This window comes from Citrobacter sp. RHBSTW-00671 (assembly GCF_014103415.1).
Classification (GTDB): Bacteria; Pseudomonadota; Gammaproteobacteria; order Enterobacterales; family Enterobacteriaceae; genus Citrobacter.
Genome location: NZ_JABXPR010000001.1, coordinates 2,906,345 through 2,931,302 on the forward strand (window position 1 = coordinate 2,906,345; position 24,958 = coordinate 2,931,302).

The 24,958-nt window shown below is 51.2% G+C and carries 21 protein-coding genes; 13 read left to right on the plus strand and 8 right to left on the minus strand.

What is annotated here, in order from left to right; genetic code table 11:
* Positions 1-28: 28 nt before the first annotated feature.
* Positions 29-844: an APH(3')-I family aminoglycoside O-phosphotransferase gene (locus tag HV261_RS13985; protein ID WP_202038561.1), complete on the minus strand. Its 816-nt coding sequence runs from the start codon at positions 842-844 to the stop codon at positions 29-31.
* 298 nt (positions 845-1,142) lie between these two features.
* Between HV261_RS13985 and HV261_RS13990 the strand changes: the two genes are divergently transcribed.
* From HV261_RS13990 to HV261_RS14005, 4 genes are all read left to right on the plus strand, one after another.
* On the plus strand, positions 1,143-3,782 hold the full coding sequence (locus HV261_RS13990) for a YdbH family protein (protein ID WP_202038562.1): 2,640 nt from the start codon (positions 1,143-1,145) through the stop codon (positions 3,780-3,782).
* Positions 3,779-3,970, plus strand: coding sequence for a YnbE family lipoprotein (locus HV261_RS13995; RefSeq protein ID WP_202038563.1), 192 nt, complete (start codon positions 3,779-3,781; stop codon positions 3,968-3,970). The genes HV261_RS13990 and HV261_RS13995 overlap by 4 nt, the downstream gene beginning before the upstream one ends.
* Positions 3,971-3,977: 7 nt before the next feature.
* Positions 3,978-4,304 (plus strand): YdbL family probable chaperone protein, encoded by a 327-nt coding sequence (locus HV261_RS14000; protein WP_137381773.1) that lies wholly within the window; start codon positions 3,978-3,980, stop codon positions 4,302-4,304.
* 129 nt (positions 4,305-4,433) lie between these two features.
* Positions 4,434-4,613 (plus strand): hypothetical protein, encoded by a 180-nt coding sequence (locus tag HV261_RS14005; RefSeq protein WP_202038564.1) that lies wholly within the window; start codon positions 4,434-4,436, stop codon positions 4,611-4,613.
* Between the two features lie 34 nt (positions 4,614-4,647).
* Here HV261_RS14005 and azoR read toward each other — a convergent pair whose 3' ends face one another.
* A complete protein-coding gene (gene azoR / locus HV261_RS14010; protein WP_202038565.1) occupies positions 4,648-5,253 on the minus strand; it encodes an FMN-dependent NADH-azoreductase in 606 nt (201 codons plus the stop codon).
* A gap of 201 nt (positions 5,254-5,454) precedes the next feature.
* Here azoR and hrpA point away from each other — a divergent pair, with 201 nt between their 5' ends.
* The 3 genes from hrpA to aldA all read left to right on the plus strand — a co-directional run bounded on the left by hrpA (position 5,455) and on the right by aldA (position 11,914).
* The gene (gene hrpA / locus HV261_RS14015) at positions 5,455-9,357 is read left to right on the plus strand and encodes an ATP-dependent RNA helicase HrpA (protein WP_202038566.1); all 3,903 of its coding nucleotides are present in this window, start codon (positions 5,455-5,457) and stop codon (positions 9,355-9,357) included.
* Between the two features lie 126 nt (positions 9,358-9,483).
* Positions 9,484-10,275 carry a YdcF family protein gene (locus HV261_RS14020; RefSeq protein ID WP_202038567.1) on the plus strand — a complete coding sequence of 264 codons (792 nt, stop codon included), beginning with the start codon at positions 9,484-9,486 and terminating at the stop codon, positions 10,273-10,275.
* Positions 10,276-10,474: 199 nt separating this feature from the next.
* Complete coding sequence (gene aldA, locus HV261_RS14025; protein ID WP_202038568.1) at positions 10,475-11,914, plus strand: aldehyde dehydrogenase; 1,440 nt, start codon at positions 10,475-10,477, stop codon at positions 11,912-11,914.
* Between the two features lie 54 nt (positions 11,915-11,968).
* Here the strand turns inward: aldA and HV261_RS14030 are convergent, their stop codons facing one another.
* A complete protein-coding gene (locus tag HV261_RS14030) occupies positions 11,969-12,895 on the minus strand; it encodes an alpha/beta hydrolase (protein ID WP_202038569.1) in 927 nt (308 codons plus the stop codon).
* 126 nt (positions 12,896-13,021) lie between these two features.
* Positions 13,022-14,023, minus strand: a complete 1,002-nt coding sequence (gene gap, locus HV261_RS14035; RefSeq protein ID WP_137381778.1) for a type I glyceraldehyde-3-phosphate dehydrogenase — start codon at positions 14,021-14,023, stop codon at positions 13,022-13,024.
* Between the two features lie 189 nt (positions 14,024-14,212).
* Here gap and cybB point away from each other — a divergent pair, with 189 nt between their 5' ends.
* On the plus strand, positions 14,213-14,743 hold the full coding sequence (gene cybB, locus HV261_RS14040) for a cytochrome b561 (protein ID WP_202038570.1): 531 nt from the start codon (positions 14,213-14,215) through the stop codon (positions 14,741-14,743).
* Between the two features lie 41 nt (positions 14,744-14,784).
* Here the strand turns inward: cybB and HV261_RS14045 are convergent, their stop codons facing one another.
* Positions 14,785-15,711, minus strand: a complete 927-nt coding sequence (locus HV261_RS14045) for a DMT family transporter (protein ID WP_202038571.1) — start codon at positions 15,709-15,711, stop codon at positions 14,785-14,787.
* A 180-nt stretch (positions 15,712-15,891) separates the two neighbouring features.
* On the opposite strand from HV261_RS14045, the gene HV261_RS14050 reads away from it, so the two are divergent.
* The gene (locus HV261_RS14050; protein WP_121584685.1) at positions 15,892-16,311 is read left to right on the plus strand and encodes a translesion error-prone DNA polymerase V autoproteolytic subunit; all 420 of its coding nucleotides are present in this window, start codon (positions 15,892-15,894) and stop codon (positions 16,309-16,311) included.
* Positions 16,311-17,621 (plus strand): Y-family DNA polymerase, encoded by a 1,311-nt coding sequence (locus HV261_RS14055; protein WP_202038572.1) that lies wholly within the window; start codon positions 16,311-16,313, stop codon positions 17,619-17,621. The genes HV261_RS14050 and HV261_RS14055 overlap by 1 nt, the downstream gene beginning before the upstream one ends.
* A gap of 146 nt (positions 17,622-17,767) precedes the next feature.
* On the opposite strand, the gene HV261_RS14060 is transcribed toward HV261_RS14055, so the two are convergent.
* On the minus strand, positions 17,768-18,859 hold the full coding sequence (locus tag HV261_RS14060; protein WP_202038573.1) for a YadA C-terminal domain-containing protein: 1,092 nt from the start codon (positions 18,857-18,859) through the stop codon (positions 17,768-17,770).
* A 1,072-nt stretch (positions 18,860-19,931) separates the two neighbouring features.
* On the opposite strand from HV261_RS14060, the gene HV261_RS14065 reads away from it, so the two are divergent.
* From HV261_RS14065 to HV261_RS14075, 3 genes are all read left to right on the plus strand, one after another.
* Positions 19,932-20,207 (plus strand): metal/formaldehyde-sensitive transcriptional repressor, encoded by a 276-nt coding sequence (locus tag HV261_RS14065; protein ID WP_012132328.1) that lies wholly within the window; start codon positions 19,932-19,934, stop codon positions 20,205-20,207.
* Positions 20,208-20,239: 32 nt separating this feature from the next.
* Entirely contained in the window at positions 20,240-21,358 is a 1,119-nt protein-coding gene (locus tag HV261_RS14070; RefSeq protein WP_137381784.1) for an S-(hydroxymethyl)glutathione dehydrogenase/class III alcohol dehydrogenase, read from the plus strand.
* Between the two features lie 169 nt (positions 21,359-21,527).
* The gene (locus HV261_RS14075) at positions 21,528-23,216 is read left to right on the plus strand and encodes a methyl-accepting chemotaxis protein (RefSeq protein WP_202038574.1); all 1,689 of its coding nucleotides are present in this window, start codon (positions 21,528-21,530) and stop codon (positions 23,214-23,216) included.
* 49 nt (positions 23,217-23,265) lie between these two features.
* Here the strand turns inward: HV261_RS14075 and HV261_RS14080 are convergent, their stop codons facing one another.
* Positions 23,266-24,345, minus strand: coding sequence for a fimbrial protein (locus HV261_RS14080; protein WP_202038575.1), 1,080 nt, complete (start codon positions 24,343-24,345; stop codon positions 23,266-23,268).
* A 20-nt stretch (positions 24,346-24,365) separates the two neighbouring features.
* Positions 24,366-24,950 carry a fimbrial protein gene (locus HV261_RS14085; RefSeq protein ID WP_202038576.1) on the minus strand — a complete coding sequence of 195 codons (585 nt, stop codon included), beginning with the start codon at positions 24,948-24,950 and terminating at the stop codon, positions 24,366-24,368.
* Positions 24,951-24,958: the final 8 nt, after the last annotated feature.

Below are 24,958 nucleotides of genomic sequence, written 5' to 3' on the forward strand. Positions count from 1 at the left end.
GTACGTCCCCACATTGCAGACGTAGCGTTTAAAAAAACTCATCGAGCATCAAATGAAACTGCACTTTGTTACTGTCTGGGTGGGAAATGCCATACGTTTGAAAAAGTCGTTGCTGTAAAGACCGTGAAAATTCCCCGAGACAACTCCAGAGGATCGCAAGGTCCTGGTAACGATCGGCAATGCCAACCCGACCAACGTCAATACAACCCATCACGCGGCCGTCAGCAAAAATAAGGTTATCAAGCGAGAAGTCGCCATGCGTCACAACGGGATCGGGTGGAAATGGCAAAAGGGTATGCATTGCATCCCAGACTTGTCCAGCAGACCAGTCATGACGTTCATCATCAAAATCATCGGTATCTACCAGACCGTTGACCATTCGTGTATGGGCTAATGAGAGACGAAACGGATAGTCGCTGTTAAAAGGGCAGTGGCTGACTGGAATGGCATGTAATCGACGCAGGAATACTGCCAGCGCATCAACAATATCGCCACGGTCATCAGGATAGTCTTCCAGCATCTGAAAAGCAGTTTTTCCACTGATTGCTGTTGTCAGAAGCCACGCTTCATCAGCCGTACGGCTAAAATGATTGATGGTGGGCAGAGGCATATAGGCCTGCAGCCAGTTGAGTCTGACCATTTCATCGGTGATATCATTAGCAACGGTGCCTTTGCCATGCTTCAGAAATAACTCTGGCGCGTCAGCCTTGCCATATAAGTGATAAATTGCCGCTCCGGACAGACCAACATGATTCCGCGCCCATTGATAACCTGCCAGCTCAGCGTCCAGCAGTGGGTTTAACGGCAGACTGGCGCATAGCGTTTCTCTTTGCGAATGATTCATACAACCCCTTTGTTTGGCAACAGACGCACAGCAGAGCATTCTAATCGCACTCACTGTAAACCCATCATTTTGCAATGTAAGGTATTGATTGACGCATCGCTGTCATAACAGTCCTGAACGGATGTAATTAATATCCATCCTATTGATTTATCAGTATCTTTGCGATTACTCTGCGTTCTGTAAAAACGACATATCTTGCGGGAGCATCTATTCTTAATGTGGGCATGTTTAGTTAAACATGCCACAATACAAGCCTAAACCGGCTTAAATTTTCGCTAAATCAGGATATTAACTACCCATGAAGGGTAAATATAAAGCCGTTCTGGCACTCCTCTTATTATTGATTCTCATGCCGCTGACGCTGCTGATGACACTCGGTTTGTGGGTGCCTACGCTGGTGGGTGTCTGGTTACCGGTAGGCACGCGTATCGCGCTTGATGAGAGCCCACGGCTGACCCGACACGGACTGTATATCCCGGAACTTCGTTATCTGGTCGATGATTGCCCGTTAGCACGTATTACTCAGGCCGAACTGTCGCACCCGAGTCGTTGGTTGTTGAACGTCAAGACGATTGAAGTGGATTCTGCTTGCCTGGCCAAACTGCCTCAGACGCAACCCTCACCCGTCGCGCCTAAAACGTTGGCGGAATGGCAATCGATGCTGCCCAATACCTGGATTAACATCGATAACGTTATTCTCTCTCCATGGCAGGAGTGGCAGGGCAAACTGTCACTTTCGTTAACATCGTCTATTCAGCAGCTTCGCTACCAGGGGGAAAAGGTTAAATTCCAGGGGCGCCTGCATGGACAAAATCTGACGGTAAATGAACTGGACGTTGCGGCATTTGAAGGGCAACCGCCGGTAAAACTGGTTGGGGAATTTACGATGCCGCTGGTTCCTGACGGACTGCCTGTGAGCGGGCATGCGGTTGCAACGCTCAGTTTACCGCAGGAACCCACGCTGGTGGATGCGGAGCTGGAATGGCAAGAAAATAGCGGACAACTGATCGTGATGGCACGGGATGCGGCCGATCCGCTTCTCGATCTGCCATGGGAAATAACGCGTCAGCAACTGACTATCAGTGACGGTCGCTGGAACTGGCCTTATCAGGGGTTCCCGTTAAGCGGGCGTCTGGGGGTGAAAGTCGAAAACTGGCAGGCCGGCCTGGAAAATGCCGTGGTGAGTGGGCGTCTGAATATTCTGACGCAAGGTGAAGCCGGCAAAGGGAATGCGGTGTTAACCCTGGGGCCCGGCAAGCTCAACATGGATAACAGCGAAATGCCGCTGCAGTTGACCGGTGAAGCCAAACAAGGCGATCTGATTTTCTACGCCATGTTACCTGCAAGGCTCACCGGCAGCCTGAACGATCCGCAATTGGCGTTTGAACCTGGAGCATTGCTGCGTTCGCGTGGCCGAGTCATCGACTCACTTGATATTGACGAAATTCGCTGGCCATTGGCTGGCGTTAAAGTGACACAGCGCGGTGTGGATGGGCGGCTACAGGCCATTTTACGCGCGCATGAGAACCAGATGGGGGGCTTTGAGTTACACCTTGATGGTCTGGCAAATGATTTTCTTCCTGATGCCGGTCGTTGGCAGTGGCGGTATTGGGGCAAAGGCAGTTTTACACCGATGCATGCGCGTTGGGATGTCGCGGGCAAAGGGGAGTGGCATGACAACACCCTGAGACTTTTCGACCTCTCGACCGGATTTGATCATCTGCAATACGGCACCATGAAGGTGGAAAACCCGCGTCTGGTGATGGATGCGCCGATCGTGTGGGTCCGTGATGCCGAAAAACCGACGTTTAGCGGTGCGCTTTCGCTCGATGCCGGAAATACGCTCTTTAGCGGGGGCAGCGTCTTACCCCCTTCAACGCTGAAGTTCAGCGTCGAAGGGACCGATCCGACGATTTTCCAGTTCAAAGGTCAACTTCATGCCGGGGCAATGGGTCCGGTACAGTTGAATGGACGCTGGGATGGGGTCCGCCTGCGTGGCCAGGCCTGGTGGCCAAAACAATCACTCAGCGTTTTCCAGCCATTGGTACCCCCGGACTGGAAAATGAATCTGCGCGAAGGTGAACTGTATGCGCAGGTGGCATTCTCTGCCGCGCCGGAGCAGGGCTTTGAGGCGGGGGGGCACGGCGTACTTAAAGGGGGCAGTGCCTGGATGCCTGATAACCAAATTAACGGTGTCGATTTTGTGCTGCCGTTTCGTTTTAGTGAAGGCGCATGGCAACTGGGTACGCGGGGGCCGGTGTCATTACGTATTGCGGAAGTTGTGAATCAGGTTGCTGCGACAAACATCACCGCCGATCTGCAGGGCGGATATCCCTGGAGTGAGGACAATCCGTTACTGTTAAGCGATGTCAGCGCCGAACTGCTGGGTGGCAAAGTGGTTATGCAACAACTGCGTATGCCGCAGCACGATCCGGCATTGTTACGGGTGCAGAATATCTCCTCCAGCGAACTCATCAGTGCGGTAAATCCGAAGCAGTTTGCTATGTCGGGTCCGGTTAGCGGTGCGTTGCCGTTATGGCTGAATAATGAAAAGTGGATTATCAAAGACGGATGGTTGACTAACCCTGGACCAATGACGTTACGTATTGATAAAGACACCGCGGATGCCGTTGTCAAAGACAACATGGCAGCCGGTGCGGCGATCAACTGGTTACGCTATATGGAAATAACGCATTCCTGGACGAAAATAAATCTGGATAACCTGGGTGTTTTAACTATGCAGTCAAGCGTCACGGGTAATAGCCGGGTGGATGGCAAAGTGGGTACCGTTAATTTGAATTACACCCATGAGGAAAACGTATTTACGTTATGGCGTAGTTTGCGTTTTGGTGACAATTTACAGGCATGGCTTGAGCAAAATGCGGCGCTGCTAGAAACCCATTGCCCGGAAGGCAAGGAATGTGAGGAACAACAATGAAAATGATAGCTGCCATGCTGAGCCTGTTTGCGTCATCTCTGCTGGCGGGGTGTACCCCCAGAATCGAAGTGGCGGCGCCTAAAGAGCCCATCACTATCAATATGAACGTCAAAATCGAGCACGAGATCCATATCAAAGTGGATAAAGACGTCGAGAGTTTACTGAAATCGCGCAGCGATCTGTTCTGAGGCCACGATGAAAAAACAGCTTGTAGCGATCCTGGTGGCGTTAAGTTTTTTGAGCGGCAACGTGTGGGCATTGACGCTGAATGAAGCCAGAACCCAGGGGCGGGTCGGTGAAACGCTCAACGGCTATCTTGTCGCGCTGAAAACGGATGCTGAAACGCAGGCGCTGGTGAATGAGATTAATAAAGCGCGCAACGCCAGTTATCAACAACTGGCTGAAAGCAATAATATTCCGCCAGATGAAGTGGCAAAAATGGCCGGGCAAAAACTGGTTGCTCGCGCCAAACCCGGCGAGTATGTACAGGGCATAAATGGCAAATGGTTAAGGAAAGAATAATTCATTTCTGAGCCGGAACTGACAATTATTGCATTCACTTGAATTATTCATCGACATCGCAATAGTTGCCACACGGCATGATATCGATGTTGATATAGTCCCCCTCCGGTAGCGTCCTGGAGTGAAATCATGTGGCTTTTCAAGTGGTATGTCTGGAATCGTTGGGTATTCAAGCTGTTAAGCCTGGATGTCGCGGAGCCGGAACAATTTTTACAGCATTGCTGGGAAGAAAATCTGGCGAAGTGCAGGAATTATGCAACCATTTGGCGTGATATTAATCGCATCCACGGGAAGCAGGCAAAGAAGTAAGTACCCTCCCACCGGATGGTGAGAGGGTCAATCATCAGGCAGCGACGACGCTGTCGATTGCTGCTTTCGCATCGGACTGTGCTTTAGATGCCACTTCCGGACCGTAAGCAATACCTTCCGCGAAGACGACGTTCACGTCGGTGATACCGATAAAGCCCAGGAACACATTCAGATACGGGGTGATCAGATCGGTCGGTGTATCTTTATGGATACCACCACGGCTGGTCAGCACGATAGCACGTTTTCCGGTTACCAGACCTTCCGGGCCTTTTTCGGTGTAACGGAAGGTTACGCCAGCACGGGCAATCAGGTCGAAGTAGTTTTTCAGCTGCGTTGGGATGTTGAAGTTATACATCGGCGCGGCGATAACAATCACATCATGCGCTTTCAGCTCAGCGATCAGCTCATCAGACAGCGCCAGTGCTTCTTGTTGACGTGGTGTCAGCGGGGCATCGCTCGGGCGCATCGCACCCACCAGTTCGCCATCCAGTACCGGAACAGGATTTGCAGCCAGGTCACGGACGGTGATTTCGTCAGCAGAGTGCTTTTCACGCCACTGTTCAACAAAATAATCAGACAACTGACCAGACTGAGAGTACCCTGCCAGAATACTGGATTTAAGAACTAATACCTTGCTCATGGGTGTTTCCTTTTATGTGTTTGAAGGGGATGTGCCCCGTTGCTTGTTGACACTTTATTCACAATCCTGCCGCAGTGATAGCGCAATATATCGAATCCTATGTTCGAAATTATTGAACAACACATGAAAAGCGCCGATGTGGTACTCTATACCCATCATCTACAAGAGATTTAACCCGGCAGAGCACTGCCCTCTAACGCTATGACAGAACAACAAAAATTAACCTTCAACATCCTGCAGCAACAGCTGGAATCGCTGATGCTGCGCGACAGACAGCGTTTTTCTCGTCGCTTGCACGGCGTGAAGAAGGTTAAAAATCCTGATGCACAACAGGCCATTTACCAGGAGATGGCAAAAGAGATTGACCAGGCAGCCGGTAAGGTTGTGCTGCGTGAAGCTGCTCGACCGACAATTACCTACCCGGAAAACCTGCCTGTCAGCCAGAAAAAACAGGATATTCTGGAAGCCATTCGCGACCATCAGGTGGTGATTGTTGCCGGGGAAACCGGTTCAGGTAAAACCACCCAGCTACCAAAAATTTGTATGGAGCTGGGGCGAGGGGTGAAGGGGCTGATCGGCCATACCCAGCCGCGTCGTCTGGCGGCGCGTACCGTCGCCAACCGTATTGCTGAAGAGCTACACACTGAGCCGGGTGGCTGTATCGGCTATAAAGTCCGCTTTAGCGATCATGTCAGCGATAACACCATGGTTAAGCTGATGACGGACGGTATTCTGCTGGCGGAAATCCAGCAGGATCGGATGCTGATGCAGTACGACACCATCATCATCGATGAAGCGCACGAACGCAGTCTGAATATCGACTTTCTGCTCGGCTATCTGAAAGAGCTTCTGCCGCGCCGTCCGGATCTAAAAATCATTATCACTTCGGCGACCATCGACCCGGAGCGTTTTTCAAAGCATTTCAATAACGCGCCGATTATCGAAGTCTCCGGTCGAACGTATCCAGTAGAAGTACGCTATCGCCCGATTGTCGAAGACGCGGATGACACCGAACGCGACCAGTTGCAGGCAATTTTCGATGCCGTTGATGAACTGGGACGCGAAAGCCAGGGTGACATTCTGATCTTCATGAGTGGTGAACGTGAAATTCGCGATACCGCTGATGCACTGAACAAACTGGATTTACGTCATACCGAAGTATTGCCGCTGTACGCCCGTCTCTCCAACAGCGAGCAGAACCGCGTGTTCCAGTCGCACAGCGGTCGCCGTATCGTGCTGGCGACCAACGTGGCGGAAACGTCGCTGACCGTACCTGGCATCAAGTATGTGATTGACCCGGGAACGGCACGTATCAGCCGTTACAGCTACCGTACCAAAGTGCAGCGCTTGCCGATTGAACCGGTGTCGCAGGCCTCTGCGAACCAGCGTAAAGGTCGCTGTGGCCGTGTATCGGAAGGGATCTGTATTCGTCTCTATTCAGAAGATGATTTCCTGTCGCGCCCGGAGTTTACCGACCCGGAGATCCTGCGTACCAATCTGGCGTCGGTTATTCTGCAAATGACGGCGCTGGGTCTGGGGGATATTGCGGCATTCCCGTTTGTTGAAGCCCCGGATAAACGCAATATTCAGGATGGTGTGCGCCTGCTCGAAGAGCTGGGGGCGATTACCACCGACGAGCAGCAAACCGCTTACAAACTGACGCCGTTGGGCCGTCAGTTGTCGCAATTGCCAGTGGACCCACGTCTGGCGCGTATGGTGCTGGAAGCGCAGAAACATGGCTGCGTCCGTGAGGCGATGATCATTACCTCGGCGCTGTCCATTCAGGACCCGCGTGAACGTCCTATGGATAAGCAACAGGCTTCCGACGAGAAACACCGCCGCTTTCACGACAAAGAGTCTGATTTCCTTGCATTTGTAAATTTGTGGAATTACCTCGGCGAGCAACAAAAGGCGCTGTCATCGAACCAGTTCCGCCGTCAGTGTAAGGTTGATTTCCTTAACTATCTGCGCGTGCGCGAATGGCAGGATATCTACACGCAACTGCGTCAGGTCGTGAAAGAGTTAGGTATTCCGGTCAATAGCGAACCTGCTGAGTATCGGGAAATCCACGTTGCGCTGCTGACCGGATTACTGTCGCATATCGGGATGAAAGATGCGGATAAACAGGAATTTACCGGCGCGCGTAATGCCCGTTTCTCGATCTTCCCAGGTTCCGGTTTATTCAAAAAACCGCCGAAGTGGACAATGGTTGCAGAGTTGGTGGAAACCAGCCGTTTGTGGGGGCGCATTGCCGCGCGAATCGATCCCGAGTGGGTGGAGCCAGTTGCCCAGCATCTGATGAAACGTTCGTACAGTGAACCGCACTGGGAGCGTGCCCAGGGGACGGTGATGGCGACAGAAAAAGTCACTGTTTACGGCTTGCCGATTGTTGCTGCCCGTAAGGTGAACTACAGCCAGATCGATCCTGCACTATCGCGTGAACTGTTTATTCGCCACGCACTGGTTGAAGGTGACTGGCAGACGCGGCATGCGTTTTTCCGTGACAACCTCAAGCTGCGTGCGGAAGTGGAAGAGCTGGAGCATAAATCACGTCGTCGCGATATTCTGGTCGATGATGAGACGCTGTTTGAATTTTACGACCAGCGCATCAGCCATGATGTGGTTTCCGCCCGCCACTTTGATAGCTGGTGGAAGAAGGTCAGCCGTGAGACACCGGATCTGCTCAACTTTGAAAAGAGCATGCTTATCAAAGAGGGCGCGGAGAAAATCAGCAAGCTGGATTACCCGAACTTCTGGCATCAGGGCAATCTTAAACTGCGGTTAAGCTACCAGTTTGAACCCGGCGCTGATGCGGATGGCGTGACCGTGCATATTCCGCTGCCGTTACTAAACCAGGTTGAAGAGAGCGGTTTTGAATGGCAAATCCCGGGACTGCGTCGTGAACTGGTGATCGCGCTGATTAAATCACTGCCAAAACCGGTACGACGTAGCTTTGTGCCAGCACCGAACTACGCGGAAGCATTTTTAGGTCGTGTGACGCCGCTGGAACTGCCGCTGCTGGATTCGCTGGAGCGTGAATTGCGCCGGATGACCGGCGTCACCGTTGACCGTGAAGACTGGCACTGGGATCAGGTGCCCGATCATCTGAAAATGACGTTCCGGGTGGTCGACGATAAGAACAAAAAGCTGCAGGAAGGACGCTCACTGCAGGATCTGAAAGATGCGTTGAAGGGTAAAGTCCAGGAAACGCTGTCTGCGGTGGCCGATGATGGTATCGAACAGAGCGGTCTGCACATCTGGAGCTTTGGTCAACTGCCGGAAAGTTACGAGCAAAAACGCGGCAACTATAAAGTGAAAGCGTGGCCAGCGCTGGTGGATGAGCGAGACAGCGTTTCCATCAAACTGTTTGATAATCCGCTGGAGCAACAGCAGGCGATGTGGTGCGGTTTACGCCGTCTGTTGCTGCTGAATATTCCATCACCTATCAAATATTTACACGAGAAGCTGCCCAATAAAGCGAAGCTGGGGCTGTATTTTAACCCGTATGGCAAAGTGCTGGATTTGATTGACGACTGTATTTCCTGCGGTGTGGATAGACTTATCGACGCTAACGGCGGCCCGGTGTGGACGGAGGAGGGCTTTGCGGCGTTGCACGAAAAAGTGCGGGCTGAGCTGAATGACACGGTGGTTGATATTGCGAAGCAGGTCGAACAGATCCTGACGGCGGTATTTAACATCAACAAACGTCTGAAAGGGCGTGTGGATATGACCATGGCGCTGGGGCTTTCGGATATCAAATCGCAAATGGGCGGGCTGGTGTACCGTGGATTTGTCACCGGCAACGGTTTCAAACGTCTGGGCGATACGTTGCGTTATTTGCAGGCCATTGAAAAACGGCTGGAGAAACTGGCGATTGATCCGCACCGCGATCGGGCGCAGATGCTGAAAGTGGATAGCGTACAGCAGGCCTGGCAGCAGTGGTTCAATAAACTGCCGCCTGCGCGGCGTGAAGATGATGATGTCAAAGAGATCCGCTGGATGATAGAAGAGCTGCGCGTCAGCTACTTTGCCCAGCAGCTTGGCACGCCGTATCCCATCTCGGATAAACGTATTCTGCAGGCGATGGAGCAGATTTCAGGCTAACGCGTGGTGGTGCCGTAGGCCGGATAAGGCGACGCCGCCATCCGGTGAGGTAAGGCGCGGTGCCTGCTGGTGCTGCGCTTATTAGGCCTACGCCGGTCTACAGAACAAAGACCAGGAGTCACGAACATGAGACAGTTTCCAACACTTTCCGCGCCTACCCTTGCGGCAATAAATACCGTAGGACAATGGTTAGCGCAGAGCGATTTTGTGGACCACGCCGCTATTCAGGCAGACTGTGTGGTTCTGGCGGGGAATGCGGTGATCCCGACTATCGATGCGGCCTGCCAGATAGCGAAAGAACATCAAATTCCCTTGCTGATCAGCGGGGGAATAGGCCATTCCACAACGTTTCTGTATAGCGCGATTGCTCAACATCCGCGCTATAACATCATCCGCACCAGCGGACGAGCAGAGGCGGCGATCCTGGCTGATATCGCGCACCAGTTCTGGCAAATTCCGGGTGAGACGATTTGGGTGGAAGATCAGTCAACAAACTGTGGTGAGAATGCACGCTTTAGCTGTGCCTTGCTGAACCAGGCGACAGAAAATATTCGCACGGTCATTGTGGTGCAGGACCCTACAATGCAACGCCGCACGATGGCGACATTCCAGCGTGTAACCCGTGATGATCTGCAGGCGCCGCGCTGGTTGAGTTTTCCCGGTTTTATCCCTGAGTTGACTCTACAGAACGGCGGTGTGGATTTCGCGCCGACTGCGGAGGGGCTGTGGTCTGTGGATCGCTATCTTTCACTGATTACCGGCGAATTGCCGAGACTGCGCGATGATGCAAGCGGCTATGGCCCTCGCGGTCGTGATTTTATTGCCCATGTTGATATTCCGCAGAATGTTGAAGAAGCATGGCTGCATCTGCAAAACGATACGGCGCTGACTGACCTGCTGGCGAGCCGATCGCTGTAATCTCTGCCGCCCGTTTGTGCATGTTTTGTCGCAAACGGGCATAAATCCTGCCTGTTTTTTCCCTTCGCCATGACATTACCAGACACTTTTATGAAGCGGCTCACAGAACGACAATTCCAGCAGTAATGCGCCATGCATGATTGGTATTAATTAACAATAGTTTTACTTGTTAAAAACAAATCAATCACAGGAGAAGCGCATGTCAGTACCCGTACAACATCCTATGTATATTGATGGGCAGTTTGTGACCTGGCACGACGATGCCTGGATTGATGTCGTCAATCCAGCGACCGAAGCGCTGATCTCGCGTATTCCCGATGGACGCGCTGAAGATGCACGTAAAGCGATTGATGCCGCGGAGCGGGCCCAGCCGGCATGGGAGGCGCTACCCGCGATTGAACGTGCAAGCTGGCTACGCAAAATTTCTGCGGGCATACGTCAACGCGCCAGTGAAATCAGTGCGCTGATTGTGGCAGAGGGCGGGAAGATCCAACAGCTGGCCGAGGTCGAAGTCTCGTTTACCGCCGATTACATCGATTATATGGCGGAGTGGGCACGGCGTTACGAAGGAGAGATCCTGCAAAGCGATCGTCCGGGTGAGAATATCCTGCTGTTTAAGCGTGCGTTAGGTGTAACAACCGGCATTCTGCCGTGGAACTTTCCGTTTTTCCTGATTGCCCGCAAACTGGCGCCAGCTTTGCTGACGGGTAATACCATTGTGATTAAACCCAGCGAATTCACGCCGAATAATGCGATCGCCTTTGCCAAGATTGTTGATGATATTGGTCTGCCGCGCGGGGTATTTAACCTGGTGCTTGGACGTGGTGAAACGGTCGGTCAGGAACTTGCCGGGAACCCCAAAGTAGCGATGGTGAGCATGACCGGTAGCGTTGTGGCGGGCGAGAAAATCATGGCTGCAGCAGCGAAAAATATCACTAAGGTATGTCTGGAGTTGGGTGGTAAAGCGCCGGCAATCGTCATGGATGATGCCGATCTTGAGCTGGCCGTGAAGGCAATTGTTGACTCGCGGGTGATTAACACCGGTCAGGTGTGCAACTGTGCCGAACGCGTGTATGTCCAGAAAGGTATCTATGACCAGTTTGTGAATCGACTGGGAGAGGCAATGAAAGCCGTCCAGTTTGGCAACCCGGCCGAGCGTAACGATATCGCGATGGGGCCGCTGATTAACGCCGCTGCGCTGGAACGTGTGGAACAGAAAGTGGCGCGCGCAGTGCAGGAGGGGGCGAGGGTGGTGCTAGGCGGTAAGGCCGTTGCCGGTAAAGGTTATTACTACCCGCCGACGTTGCTGTTAGACGTGCGCCAGGAGATGGCGATTATGCACGAGGAGACGTTTGGTCCGGTGCTGCCGGTGGTAGCGTTTGATACGTTGGAAGAGGCGCTGACGATGGCCAATGACAGCGACTACGGGCTGACTTCGTCGATCTATACGCAGAACCTGAACACGGCGATGAAGGCGATTAAAAGGCTGAAGTTTGGCGAAACCTATATTAATCGTGAAAACTTTGAGGCGATGCAGGGGTTCCATGCGGGATGGCGTAAGTCAGGGATTGGCGGCGCAGACGGTAAGCATGGCTTGCATGAATATCTGCAAACGCAGGTGGTTTATCTGCAGTCCTGATACTGATACGCCGAGTATAAGCCGGGTGATCCTGTGTGCCACCCGGCACAATCATCACACTTTTGTGGCTATCCAGTTCATCATCATTTCCGGCCACACGGCCAGCGGTAACCCTTGAGTATCCCGAATACCGAAGCCGTGTTTGCCGCGTTCAAACAGATGCATTTCAACAGGAATCCCCTGTGCGCGAAGCGCATTAAAAAATGCCAGACTGTTTTCGACTTTCACCGCCGGATCGTCAATGGCATGCAGCAGGAATGTTGGTGGCGTCGTGTTCTCAACCCGTTCTTCAAGTGAATAGCGGTGCAGATCCTGCTCTTCGGGGGTCGTACCAACTAATTCAAGGCGAGAGCCAGGATGAGCAATATTCTCACGCAGGCTAATCACCGGATAAACCAGCGCCATGAACGCGGGGTGGGCGGGTTGTTCGTCTACGCAATCGATGGGCGTATAAACTGATTCAGCAAAACGTGTTCCCAGGCTGGCTGCCACATGACCGCCGGAGGAAAAGCCCAGGACACCGATACGATCAGGGTCGATTTTCCACTCATGAGCGTTAGCCCGGATGTAGCGCATCGCACGTTGGGCATCGGCCAACGGGGCGTTTGACGCTTCCTCGTGACCATCCCCCGGCATGCGATAGGTCATGACAAACAGGGTATAACCGCGGGCATTAAAAAAGGGCGCCAGCGCGCTGCCTTCTTTGTCCAGCACGACGCGTCGATAAGAGCCGCCGGGGGTGACAAGTATTCCCACACCATTCGGTTTTGCGGGGGCGTAGACGGTGATTTCTGGGGCACGAATACCGGTTACCGCACGATCGTAATGAGATGTTCCCGTATGTCTGGGTTCGGGGGTAAATACCGCATCGCTGTTTTTTGCTCCGGGGGCTTCACCCATTGGCCAGACTGAGACGGTGGCGGCGTGGGCAACGGCTTGCGCTATCATAGTTTCTAACGTTTCACGACTCAGTGCTTCCATTACTGTGCTCCCTCTGTGGCAAAGGTTAGCTATAGCACACTTAATGAATTGAAAACGGGGAGAGACTCACAACGTATTGAATTAGCGGGAAATGAAACGAGGCGGAGGCGATCCTCCGCCATAACACTAAAGCGTGATAAATTTATCCAACGTACGGATAAGTTGGGTGACAAAACCGTACTCGTTATCGTACCAGGCCACGGTTTTTACCAGTTGCAGATCGCCCACTTCGGTGATTTCGGTTTGTGTCGCATCAAATACTGAACCGAAATGTGAGCCAATAACATCTGACGAGACAATTTCTTCGTCGGTATAGCCGAATGACGCATTGTTCAGCGTTGCCTTTTTCAGCGCGTTGTTAACTTCTTCCGCAGTGACTTTTTTACCCAGAATCGACACCAGTTCAGTGACAGAGCCTGTTTTTACCGGAACACGCTGGGCGTGGCCTTTTAATTTCCCGCTCAGGGCCGGGATCACCAGGCCAATCGCCTTTGCCGCACCGGTGGTATGAGGAATGATATTTTCTGCTGCCGCGCGTGAAGCTCGCAGATCCTTACCACGTGGCCCATCAACCAGTGACTGTGTCCCGGTATAGGCATGGATGGTGGTCATGGTACCAAGCTGAATACCGAAATTATCGTGCAGCGCTTTTGCCATCGGTGCCAGGCAGTTAGTGGTGCACGATGCGACAGAAATAATCCGATCGTTTGCATCCATCGTGTCGTCATTCACGTTAAAGACGATCGTCTTCATCTCTCCCGCCGGGGCGGATATCAGCACTTTTTGGGCACCTGCATCCAGGTGGGCCTGCGATTTTTCTGTTGAAGTATAAAAACCGGTGCACTCGATAATAATTTCCGCACCTGTAGTTTTCCACGGAATATTTTTGGCCTCTTTTTCGGCGTAAACAGCAATTTTTTTACCATCAACAATCAGTGCGTCCTCGGTAAAGTCGACGCTCCAGGGGAATGGTCCGTAGTTTGAATCGTGTTTTAACAGATAGGCGAGAATTTTCGGTGAGGTAAGGTCATTGATAGCGACGACCTCCACACTGCTTTTGACTTCCAGTAGCCGACGCAATACCAGACGACCGATACGACCAAAACCGTTAATGCCAATTTTACTCATGGTTTTCTCCTGTCAGGATGAGACGGTACGACATATTTTCCCTACCAGGCATAGTCCAGTCAGGCATCCGCGGCAATAGCTGTTTTTGCGGTTAAACGTAACTTACTGAAAATGAGTGAACAAAACTTAATGAATTTTTAACAAAAGCCCGTTATGTTGACGCATTATTGTTTTTATTCGAGAAGTGTTATGGGGAATAAGTATTCTGGCCTGCAAATTGGCATTCACTGGCTGGTCTTTTTGTTGGTCATTGTGGCCTACAGTGCCATGGAGTTTCGCGGATTTTTCCCGCGCAGCTATCGTCCCGGGTTCAACATGGTGCATGTTTCCTGTGGTATCACGATTTTAGCGTTGATGGTGGCACGTCTGCTGGTCAGACTTAAGTATCCGGCACCGCCGATTGAGCCAAAACCGAAGCCGATGATGATTGGCATGGCGCATCTGGGGCACCTGGTTATCTATTTGCTGTTTATTGCGCTGCCGATTATTGGCCTGGTGATGATGTATAACCGGGGAAATCCGTGGGTTGCATTCGGCATTGTTATGCCACATGCAGCAGAAGCCAATTTTGAACTGGCCGATATGCTGAAATCATGGCACGAAACGCTGGCAAACCTGGGTTATTTTGTCATTGGCCTGCATGCCGCTGCGGCTCTGTTACATCACTATTTCTGGAAGGATAATACGCTCCTGCGCATGATGCCGCGTAAGCGTTCCTGATCAAACGCCCCGCGTAATGCGGGGTGTTTTATTCTCCGTGATTATTTTTCGCAAGAGATCTCTTTTTCAACGCGTTGCACCTGCGTGGCGCGTTTCTTCAGGCTGATGATGGCCAGCGCCAGAACAATCAGCACAATCCCGCTACCTTCGACAACGCCAGGTTCTTCGCCGAGCAACCACCAGGAAAAGAGTACTCCGCAAACCGGTACCGCCAGCGTGCTTAAGCTGGCGATACTGGCTGGCAGGTTACGCAGCACAAACAGCCATAAGCTCCAGGCCAGCGCTGTTGCCAGTACGGCGCTGTATCCTAATGCCCAGAACACGACAGGCTGCCAGTCAGGCGTTCGCTGTGGGACCAGCCAGGCTACCAGGCTCATCACCAGCGCGGCATACAGCATCTGCCACGAGGTGAGTGCTAACAGGTCGATATTGGGATGACGAGCGTACATACGTTTGGCAACAACCGCACTGGCTCCCCAACTGATGCCCGAGAGGATTGCCAGCAGCGCGCTCTTCATTGACGAAAAGTCCAGTTGCCACGGCTGTAATACCAGTACCAGGCCAAACGCCGCCACTGCAATAGCGACGTACTGCAAACGACGCATGCGTTCACCGAGAAAAAGGGCGGCCATAATGACCACCCAGAAGGGCATGGTATAACTCAGAATAGCGACTTTTCCCGCACCGCCGCTGACCAGCGCCCACTGTGATAATCCCACCATGCCGCACGTTTGTAACAAGGCTATCGCCAACGTATACCTGAACGGGGTCGGGCGCATTCCGCGTCCACGTAGCATCAGGACAATAAATAATAGCAATGCCCCAAAAGAACAACGTAGTGCGGTGAAATCGAATGAACCAATGTAGTGCGTGACCTGTTTCATAGCAATCCAGCTATAGCTCCAGATGAGCGTTAGCGCGATCAGGCCGCCAATGGCCAGCGGATTGCTTTTCCCTGCGGTAGTCATAGTGTGTCCGTTTTGATGATGTTATGGCGCTACTATACCCGGTTTCATGTCGCGATACTTTTGTGCAGACACGAGTCGTTATAATTCAGGTGAATAGCAATAGCGCCACAAAAAGTCGCTTGAACAACTGCTCAGATAAAACTACTGTATATAAATACAGTTAATATTGGATGAGTCATTATGTTGTTTCTCAAGCCAGCGGATCTCCGCGAAATCAATACAATCCCCTTGTTTAGTGACCTTGTTCAGTGCGGGTTTCCCAGCCCGGCTGCGGATTATGTCGAGCGGGGCATCGATTTGAATGAATTGTTAATTCAGCATCCCAGTGCCACATACTTCGTGAAAGCCGCGGGGGATTCAATGATTGAGGGGGGGATTGATGATGGCGATTTGCTGGTTGTTGACAGTTCGCTGACGGCGGTACATGGCGACATTATTATTGCTGCTGTTGATGGTGAGTTCACGGTTAAGCGGCTGCAGCTTCGTCCAACGGTACAGCTCGTTCCAATGAACAGCGCTTATGCACCGATCGTTATCGGCCGTGAAGAATCACTGAATGTATTCGGTGTCGTTACCTATGCCGTGAAGGCTCTGCGCTGATGTTTGCGCTCTGCGATGTCAATTCGTTTTACGCCAGCTGTGAGACCATTTTCCGGCCCGATCTCTGTGATAAACCGGTGGTGGTTCTCTCAAATAACGATGGCTGTGTTATTGCCTGCAGCGCGGAGGCCAAAAAACTGGGTATCCAAATGGGGGCGCCGTACTTCAAACAAAAAGAGTTGTTCCGACGTTACGGTGTGACGTGTTTTAGCTCAAATTACGAGCTGTATGCGGATATGAGCAGTAGAGTCATGTCCATCCTCGAGGAACTCTCTCCGCGCGTGGAAAGGTATAGTATTGATGAAGCGTTCTGTGACTTGACGGGGGTGAGGAACTGCAGAGATCTTACTGATTTTGGTTGCGAGATGAGGGACGCTATTTTGCAGAAAACGCATCTTAAGGTGGGCGTCGGTATTGCTCAGACCAAAACACTGGCTAAGCTGGCAAATTATGCGGCTAAAAAGTGGCAGGATCAGACGGGCAGCGTGGTCGATCTATCAAATAGCGAGCGCCAACGCAAGCTGATGGCAGCCGTTCCGGTAGATGAAGTCTGGGGCATTGGTCGCCGTATCGGTAAGAAACTGGATGCAATGGGCATTAAAACGGTTTGTGACCTGGCTGAAACCGATATTCGCTTTATCCGCAAACATTTCAGCGTGGTGCTGGAAAGAACCGTACGGGAATTGCGCGGCGAATCGTGCCTGGCGCTGGATGAGTTTGCGCCGGTTAAGCAGGAAATCATCTGCTCAAGGTCGTTTGGTGTACGGCTCACGGATTACAATGCCATGCGGGAGGCGATTTGCACCTATGCTTCACGTGCGGCGGAGAAGTTGCGCGGAGAGCACCAGTTCTGTCGCTTCATTTCTGCGTTTATTAAAACCAGTCCATTTGCCCATAACGAACCTTACTATGGTAACAACGCGTCGGTAAAACTACTGACGCCAACCCAGGACAGCCGGGATATTATTGGTGCGGCGACGCGTTGCCTTGATGCCATCTGGCGAGAGGGGCGGCATTATCAAAAAGCAGGCGTGATGTTAGGGGATTTTTTCAGCTCCGGTGTGGCGCAGCTCAATCTTTTTGATGAAAACGTCCCGCGGCATAATAGCGACAAACTTATGACGGTTCTGGATACGCTTAATGCTAAAAATGGTAAAGGGACGCTCTGGTTTGCCGGACAAAGGATACAGCAACCATGGGCAATGAAGCGAGACATGCTCTCACCTCGCTATACGACGAGATACAGTGATTTACTGCGGGTGGGGGATCTCCAACGGTGTAATGCCACATCTACGATTGCGTGTCTCTGACATTTCGGGAGCATGAAAAAGCAAGATACAGATCCCGCCTTTTTCATGCTATGGCCCGTTATTTACCTGATAATTCCTGCAAATACTGTGGTGGTTGATATCAAAAGTGGCCGCTATAAGTACGCGTTCAGACCACGGCCTATTCCTTACCAGCCATAAGACATGCCGCCGCCAACCACAAAGTTATGCTGTGTATCGTTGGAAACGGACGCTTTAACGACAACGTGCTCTGATGCCCGGGCTGAGAAACCGACAGCCAAAGCTGTTTCGCCATCCGTCGTACCGACACCCGCGCCGACGTTGACGCTCTGAGACTCAATAACCTGGGGGATATTCGCCATTGCTGCGACACCAGCGATGCCAGCGGACGCGCGTTTACGGTTCTGATCCACTTCATTTTTCAGCTTACCGAAGTTAGCGTTGGTGTTCTGCTCCAGTGTTTCGATGCGTTGCTCATGATTGGCCAGTTCGTCGGTGTGTTTCGCAACCGTCGCGTTGGTCGCTGCACGTTCAGCTGCGGCATCAGCCAGATACTTATCGACGGATGCCGAACGTTGAGCGAACGACGAGGCTGCAACTTTTTGGGACAGGCCCGCTGTCAGCGTCTGGTAATGCGTTGCTTCTGTCTTCACTTCATCTGTGATGGCCTGTTTGTTAGTGGCAACCTGGGCTGCGTCAGCTTTGGTGCCGATTGCCGTTCTGAGCTGGTTATCAGCATCTGTACGATCGGTGATTTCTTTCTGTAATTCACCATCCTGACGCTGCTGATCGGTGCTGAACGTGCTGCTATCAACCTTGTTTTTGAGGGCATTAGTGTTGTTGTCAGCGGTTTTCTGTGCATTCCCCGCGTCCCGCATGGCTTGTGTGATATCGTTATTCTGTTGTTGGTCAAGTGCTGCCTGGGTGTTTTTATCCGCAGTATAGGTTGGCTTATCGACAAAATTACCTTGTGACTGCTGGAGTTGCGTGATGGCCTGTTGGTTGGCAATTGCTAAGGTAGCAATATTGTTTGCCTGAGTGACATCGGCTTTATTTGCTGAAAGACCCGCAATCGCCCCGTGGAGGTTTTCTAAATCGTACGTTGCGCCATCAATACCCGTGATAGTAATGGTGCCGACAGGATTAGGTGTTTTGGTGAAGGTAGTGACACCATTTGTTGTCGTGCCGATAGCCGCTTCTGCAATTCCAGACAATAGCAAAGAAGAGAGAGTAATAGCAGTAATTAAGTTGGTTTTCATACATGTCATCATTAATATATAAGTGTTTAAGATTGCGTTGAGCGCTGTTTGAACTTCAACGTAAATAAAATTAGATAGAATACTATCTGGCGTTTTTTGATGTTCTCTTGTCCTGTGCGTGAAGCGGCATTTTCAACAGAGACCATATACAATGTTTTTATTATTAAAGCTGATGTGCTGAATTAGAGTCTGTGTAGTGAAAACGGTTTTTTATCTCGACCTTACCGTTTACTTTTCTTTTGTATTAGTTAGTTATGCTTCCTGTGACGTGATGTGGGTAAGGGCGATGGGGACCTTGAAACCCGGCAGTCCATTGATAGTGATTAGATGGTTAAATGTTTCGCTGATTATTATTGTCATGCATTGCTTATTCGTTAGTATTTCATTGAACGAAAATTACCACTACGCCAGATAGAATCAATATTGAAAAATGTCCAAAATTCTACTTATTTAGAAAATTAAGAATAGTCCTGGATTTGGTGATTGGTTAATTAAGTTATTGGTGCATTGGTCCCCGGACCATCGTAAATACAGGCGTGCCCGTACGGATTTTGCCCTGGTAAAGCATCAATCACCGCAACGGCTAGAACACGTAGCCTTGGCTTTTTTGATGTGCGTGACTTCGCGCATACGAGACCGCTTCGTGTTTATTCCATGACATAAGCTTCCCTCAATAATAGAACGAATGGCAAGAGAATATTACGTCAGCAATTAATTGAAAAAATTGTATTTTATAGTCAGGCTTAATTACCCAACATAATTTTGTTAATATTGATTTAGAATAAATAATTAACATGTATGGCAATATATTTAAATATTCATTTCCGTAAACCCCATCGCTAACCGCATTCACGTCGTGCTTGTTGTTAAGTCCGGTCTATGGGATTAGCAGATCACACGTAAAACGGTGCAGGCGTGGTCGCTGGAGGCTTTCGCGCTGCAATGTGCTGTTGATGGCGGAGTGGCAAGCGATGAGCAACTTAATCTAAACGACTGATATTCAATAAATCTTATATTTTACAATTATATAAAAAATCTGATAGTATACCCCCCTATAGTATTAGGAGGGCGTGTGCCGCATTCACCTGAAGATAAAAAACGCATTCTCACCCGTGTGCGGCGTATTCGCGGCCAGGTCGATGCGCTTGAGCGTGCGCTGGAGTCCGGCGAGCCGTGTCTGGCGATCCTGCAACAAATTGCCGCCGTGCGCGGCGCATCCAATGGCCTAATGGGCGAAATGGTTGAGATCCACCTGAAAGATGAACTGGTCAGCGGGGATACAACCCCAGACCAGCGTGCTGTGCGCATGGCTGAAATCGGCCATCTTCTGCGCGCTTATCTAAAATAACACCATCACCTCGCAATAATGGGAAGAGACAAATGAAATCACGTGCAGCAGTTGCATTCGGCCCCGGCCAGCCGTTAAAAATTGTCGAAATCGACGTCGCACCACCAAAGAAAGGTGAAGTGCTGGTTAAAATTACCCACACAGGCGTGTGCCATACTGACGCTTTTACGCTCTCTGGCGACGATCCGGAAGGTGTGTTTCCGGCAGTACTCGGCCATGAAGGCGGCGGTATCGTGGTTGAAGTGGGTGAGGGTGTCACCACTCTGAAAGCGGGCGACCATGTGATCCCGCTGTACACGGCAGAATGTGGTGAGTGTAAGTTCTGTAAATCTGGCAAAACTAACTTGTGCCAGGCTGTACGTGCTACCCAGGGTAAAGGCTTGATGCCGGATGGCACTACGCGTTTTTCTTATAACGGCGAACCCATCTATCACTATATGGGGACCAGTACCTTCAGTGAATACACCGTTTGCGCAGAGATCTCTCTGGCGAAGGTTAACCCGCAAGCGCCGCTGGATAAAGTGTGTCTGCTGGGCTGTGGCGTAACCACCGGGATCGGGGCAGTACATAACACGGCGAAAGTGAAAGAAGGCGATACCGTGGCCGTATTTGGTCTTGGCGGCATTGGTCTGGCGGTGATTCAGGGCGCGGCGCAGGCGAAAGCCGGACGTATTCTGGCAGTTGATACTAACCCGGAAAAATTCAAGCTGGCGGGTGAAATGGGCGCGACCGACTTCATCAACCCAACCGATTATGATAAACCGATTCAGGATGTGATTGTCGAGCTTACCGACGGCGGTGTGGACTTCAGTTTTGAATGTATTGGTAACGTAAATGTCATGCGTGCGGCGCTGGAATGCTGCCATAAAGGATGGGGTGAAAGCATCATCATCGGCGTGGCGGGAGCAGGGCAAGAGATCAAAACGCGTCCGTTCCAGTTGGTGACCGGGCGCGTGTGGCGCGGGTCGGCGTTTGGCGGCGTGAAAGGGCGTACACAGCTGCCTGGAATGGTTGAAGATGCGATGAGCGGGAAAATCCAGTTGGACCCGTTTATTACCCATCGCTTACCGCTGGAGCAGATCAACGAAGCGTTTGATTTAATGCATCAGGGTAAGTCCATTCGTACCGTTATCCACTTTGGCGATAACTGATTCATTGGCCAGCGGAATTCACCGCTGGCACTTTCCTGAATTTCTTTGAATGATGTTGTGAAAGTGTGACGAATCTTGCGCTTTTCACGGTAAGCAAACTTTATGAATTGCCGATGACTATCTAATGGGCGTGTTTTCACGCATAAACCCTACAAGAGAGTCGACGGTCATGGACAATACAATATCGATGCAAGCCCAGAATAAACTGGGCTTTCTGCATCAAATCAGACTGGTTCCGCTGTTTTCCTCCATTCTCGGTGGCATCCTTCTGCTGTTTGCTTTGAGTTCCGGGCTGGCAAGCTATTTTCTTATGCAGGCCGATCGCGATCAGCGCGATGTGACCGATGAGATTCAGGTCAGGATGGGGTTATCTAACAGTTCCAATCACCTACGCACAGCCCGTATCAATATGATCCACGCCGGCGCAGCGAGTCGCATTGCCGAAATGGATGATATGAAGGTCAATATCGCCGAGGCGGAAAAACGCATTAAGCAATCGCAGGATGGTTTTACTGCCTATCTGTCTCGCGTAGTGAAAACGTCGGAGGACGAAGCCTTAGACGCTGAACTGAGCGCCAGTTTCAAAGCCTATATCGACGGTCTGCAGCCGATGCTGAAATATGCCAGAAACGGCATGTTTGAAGCAATTATCAACCATGAAAATGAACACGCCAGGCCGCTGGATACGGCTTACAACAAGGTGTTGCTGAAGGCCATAGAAATTCGTACTGCCAGGGCTAATAACCTCAGCGAGCAGGCCCACTATCGTACCCAAATCGGCATGGCCTTTATGCTGGGCGCATTCATTCTGGCACTGGTGTTAACCGTGATAACGTTTGTTGTCCTGCGTCGTACTGTGATTCATCCACTGTTGCGTGCGGCCCAGCGTATTGAGCAAATTTCAGCAGGCGATCTGACCATGCGGGATGAACCAACCGGGCGCAGTGAGATTGGTCGTCTGAGTCGTCATCTTCAGACGATGCAGCATTCGCTGGTGAAAACCGTGGGCACGGTGCGTCAGGGGGCGGAAGAAATTTATCGCGGCACCAGTGAAATCTCGGCGGGCAATACTGATCTGTCATCACGTACTGAAGAACAGGCCGCGGCGATTGAACAAACGGCAGCCAGCATGGAAGAACTGACTGCGACGGTGAAACAAAACGCGGACAACGCGCACCATGCGAGCAAGCTGGCGGAAGATGCTTCCGGCAAGGCCAGCCGCGGTGGGCAGATGGTTTCTGGCGTGGTGAAAACCATGGGCAATATCTCGACCAGCTCGAAAAAAATCTCTGAAATTACCGCTGTCATCAACAGCATTGCCTTCCAGACCAATATTCTGGCGCTGAATGCTGCGGTGGAAGCGGCACGGGCAGGAGAGCAAGGGCGTGGATTTGCCGTCGTCGCCAGCGAAGTTCGCACGCTGGCAAGCCGCAGCGCCCAGGCAGCGAAAGAGATTGAAGGATTGATCAGTGAGTCAGTGCGCCTGATTGATCAAGGGTCCGGTGAAGTTGTGGCTGCGGGTAATACCATGACGGATATCGTTGATGCGGTAAAACGTGTCACCGATATTATGCTGGAGATTGCAGCGGCCTCTGATGAACAGAGCCGGGGTATCGTGCAGGTAAGTCAGGCGATTTCAGAGATGGATAAAGTGACGCAGCAAAACGCCTCTCTGGTTGAAGAAGCGTCGGCCGCAGCGGCATCGCTGGAAGAGCAGGCGGCACGTTTAACTGAAGCCGTCGGCACGTTTCGCCTGCAGGGCGCAAGTGCGACAAAACGCGTTGCAGCCGTTGTTAATTCAGCGTCTGCAACACCACGGTCAAGTGCGATAAATACGGATAATTGGGAAACTTTCTAATAGGTCAGCAATCCGGTAATTCGGTTCTCTGAATTACCGGGTGACTCACTTACTTATAGGTTGCGCTAATGGTTCCAGAGGCCGTGAACGCGCCGGGGGTATAGTTATCGCAGGTGCCTTTGATAGCCGAGGCACAGGTGAGTAGTCCCGCCATCGGAATATCTTTCGCCGTCACGATACTGCCAAAATTGATGGTGACGGTAGAGTTGGCATCATTTGCCGACAAATACGTCCGAGGTGATCCATCCTCGTAAGAAACCGCCACGCCCCGTCCTCCCGCCGCTGAGGTGCCGGTCGTGGTATTGGCCAGAATACCCAATCCGTTGTTATCAGAAATGGTTTTGGTTGAGGTTAGTTTAAGGGTAACGCCTGAGGCATTAATACAACCGCTGTTCTGCAACGTGAAGCTTTTCCTTTGGTTTTGATTGTTCACATCGCCAAAGTCGATGGTGGTGGGGGAGACGGATAAATTACAGGTTGGTGTCTTGAATTTCACTGTGAAAGAGCTGCTGCTAACATTGACCTTAAGCAAGGGGTTCTCTGAGTCTGAGTTACCCGCACGAAATGTTCCTAACAACCCACTCTGAGTTGGCTTTGCATCTCCCACCGCTGTCACGATACCTCGCTGCCATATCTCAACCACTATATTCATGTTAAAAGATACCGAATTCTTCACATCGACATTGAGCACCCCGGTTGCGGATGTAGCCGAAGGCATATATGCGTGTTCCTGCTGCACCTCACTAGCAGGATATGCATAAACGGTATAGTAAATACCGGGAATCGTTGTAGGCCAGAACACTCTGTTATAGCTATAAGTAACGCCATCATTACTGGTTGACCAGGATTCAGTTTGAATCCCGGCAGTATTGTTTGTCCAGCCATACCAATCGGACCCATCATTACCCGCATGACAATCTATCCACCCCGCCTTCCCCAAATCCCTCTGGGCCAGAAGTACAGGCGTGCTGCTATTGGGTGAATTGATGTCTAGAGCAATGTCACCTAAATTCAGAGTGTAATTAACAGCCTGGCTCAAAGGGCATTCTACTGCCCAAGTGGGAAATGCAATAATCATTTGCACCAAAAAGAACAGTGACAAAATTCTACGAACAATCGCTGTTTTCATATCAGCTAACCTTGTCTTTATTATTTATAGCTCACGCTAATTTGCACCTGGCTTAATACGCCGCCTGGTGTGACTGATTTTGAGGAATCTACCTTCTGATAGCGAGCCTTAAAGGTATAATCGCTGTAAGTGGAAGTCGAGCCTTTATAATTGCTAAAATTGACCGCGGAAGTATTATCTTTATTTAGCACATTCGTGCTGCCGTTAAAAACTACAACGCCGACGTTACTCGCCGCTGTCGATGCGGTAACATTTCCTACTGGGCCAGTATATTCGTTGGGAAAAATCTGGTTTCCGGTTAGCTGCGCCTTTTGCGGATTAAAGCTCAACACTAGCGTTTTGGCGACGGAACCGGAGTCGCAGCGTGCGCTTATCTTCAGCGACTTTGTAGCTACATTGCCCACCGCAGTGGCGGATAGATTCGCCCACGCGCCACCGCTGGCGAAAGCACTTGCCTCCAGATCGCCTAAATCAACATCGGAGGCACTGATATTACAGCTACCGCTAACTACCTCCGCTTTTACCGTGAGTACATTGGTGTTGGTCGTGACCGCTGCCCATAACGGCGTGGATATCAGTAATAAGACTGCTGGTATAAATTTCACGCTGGCTC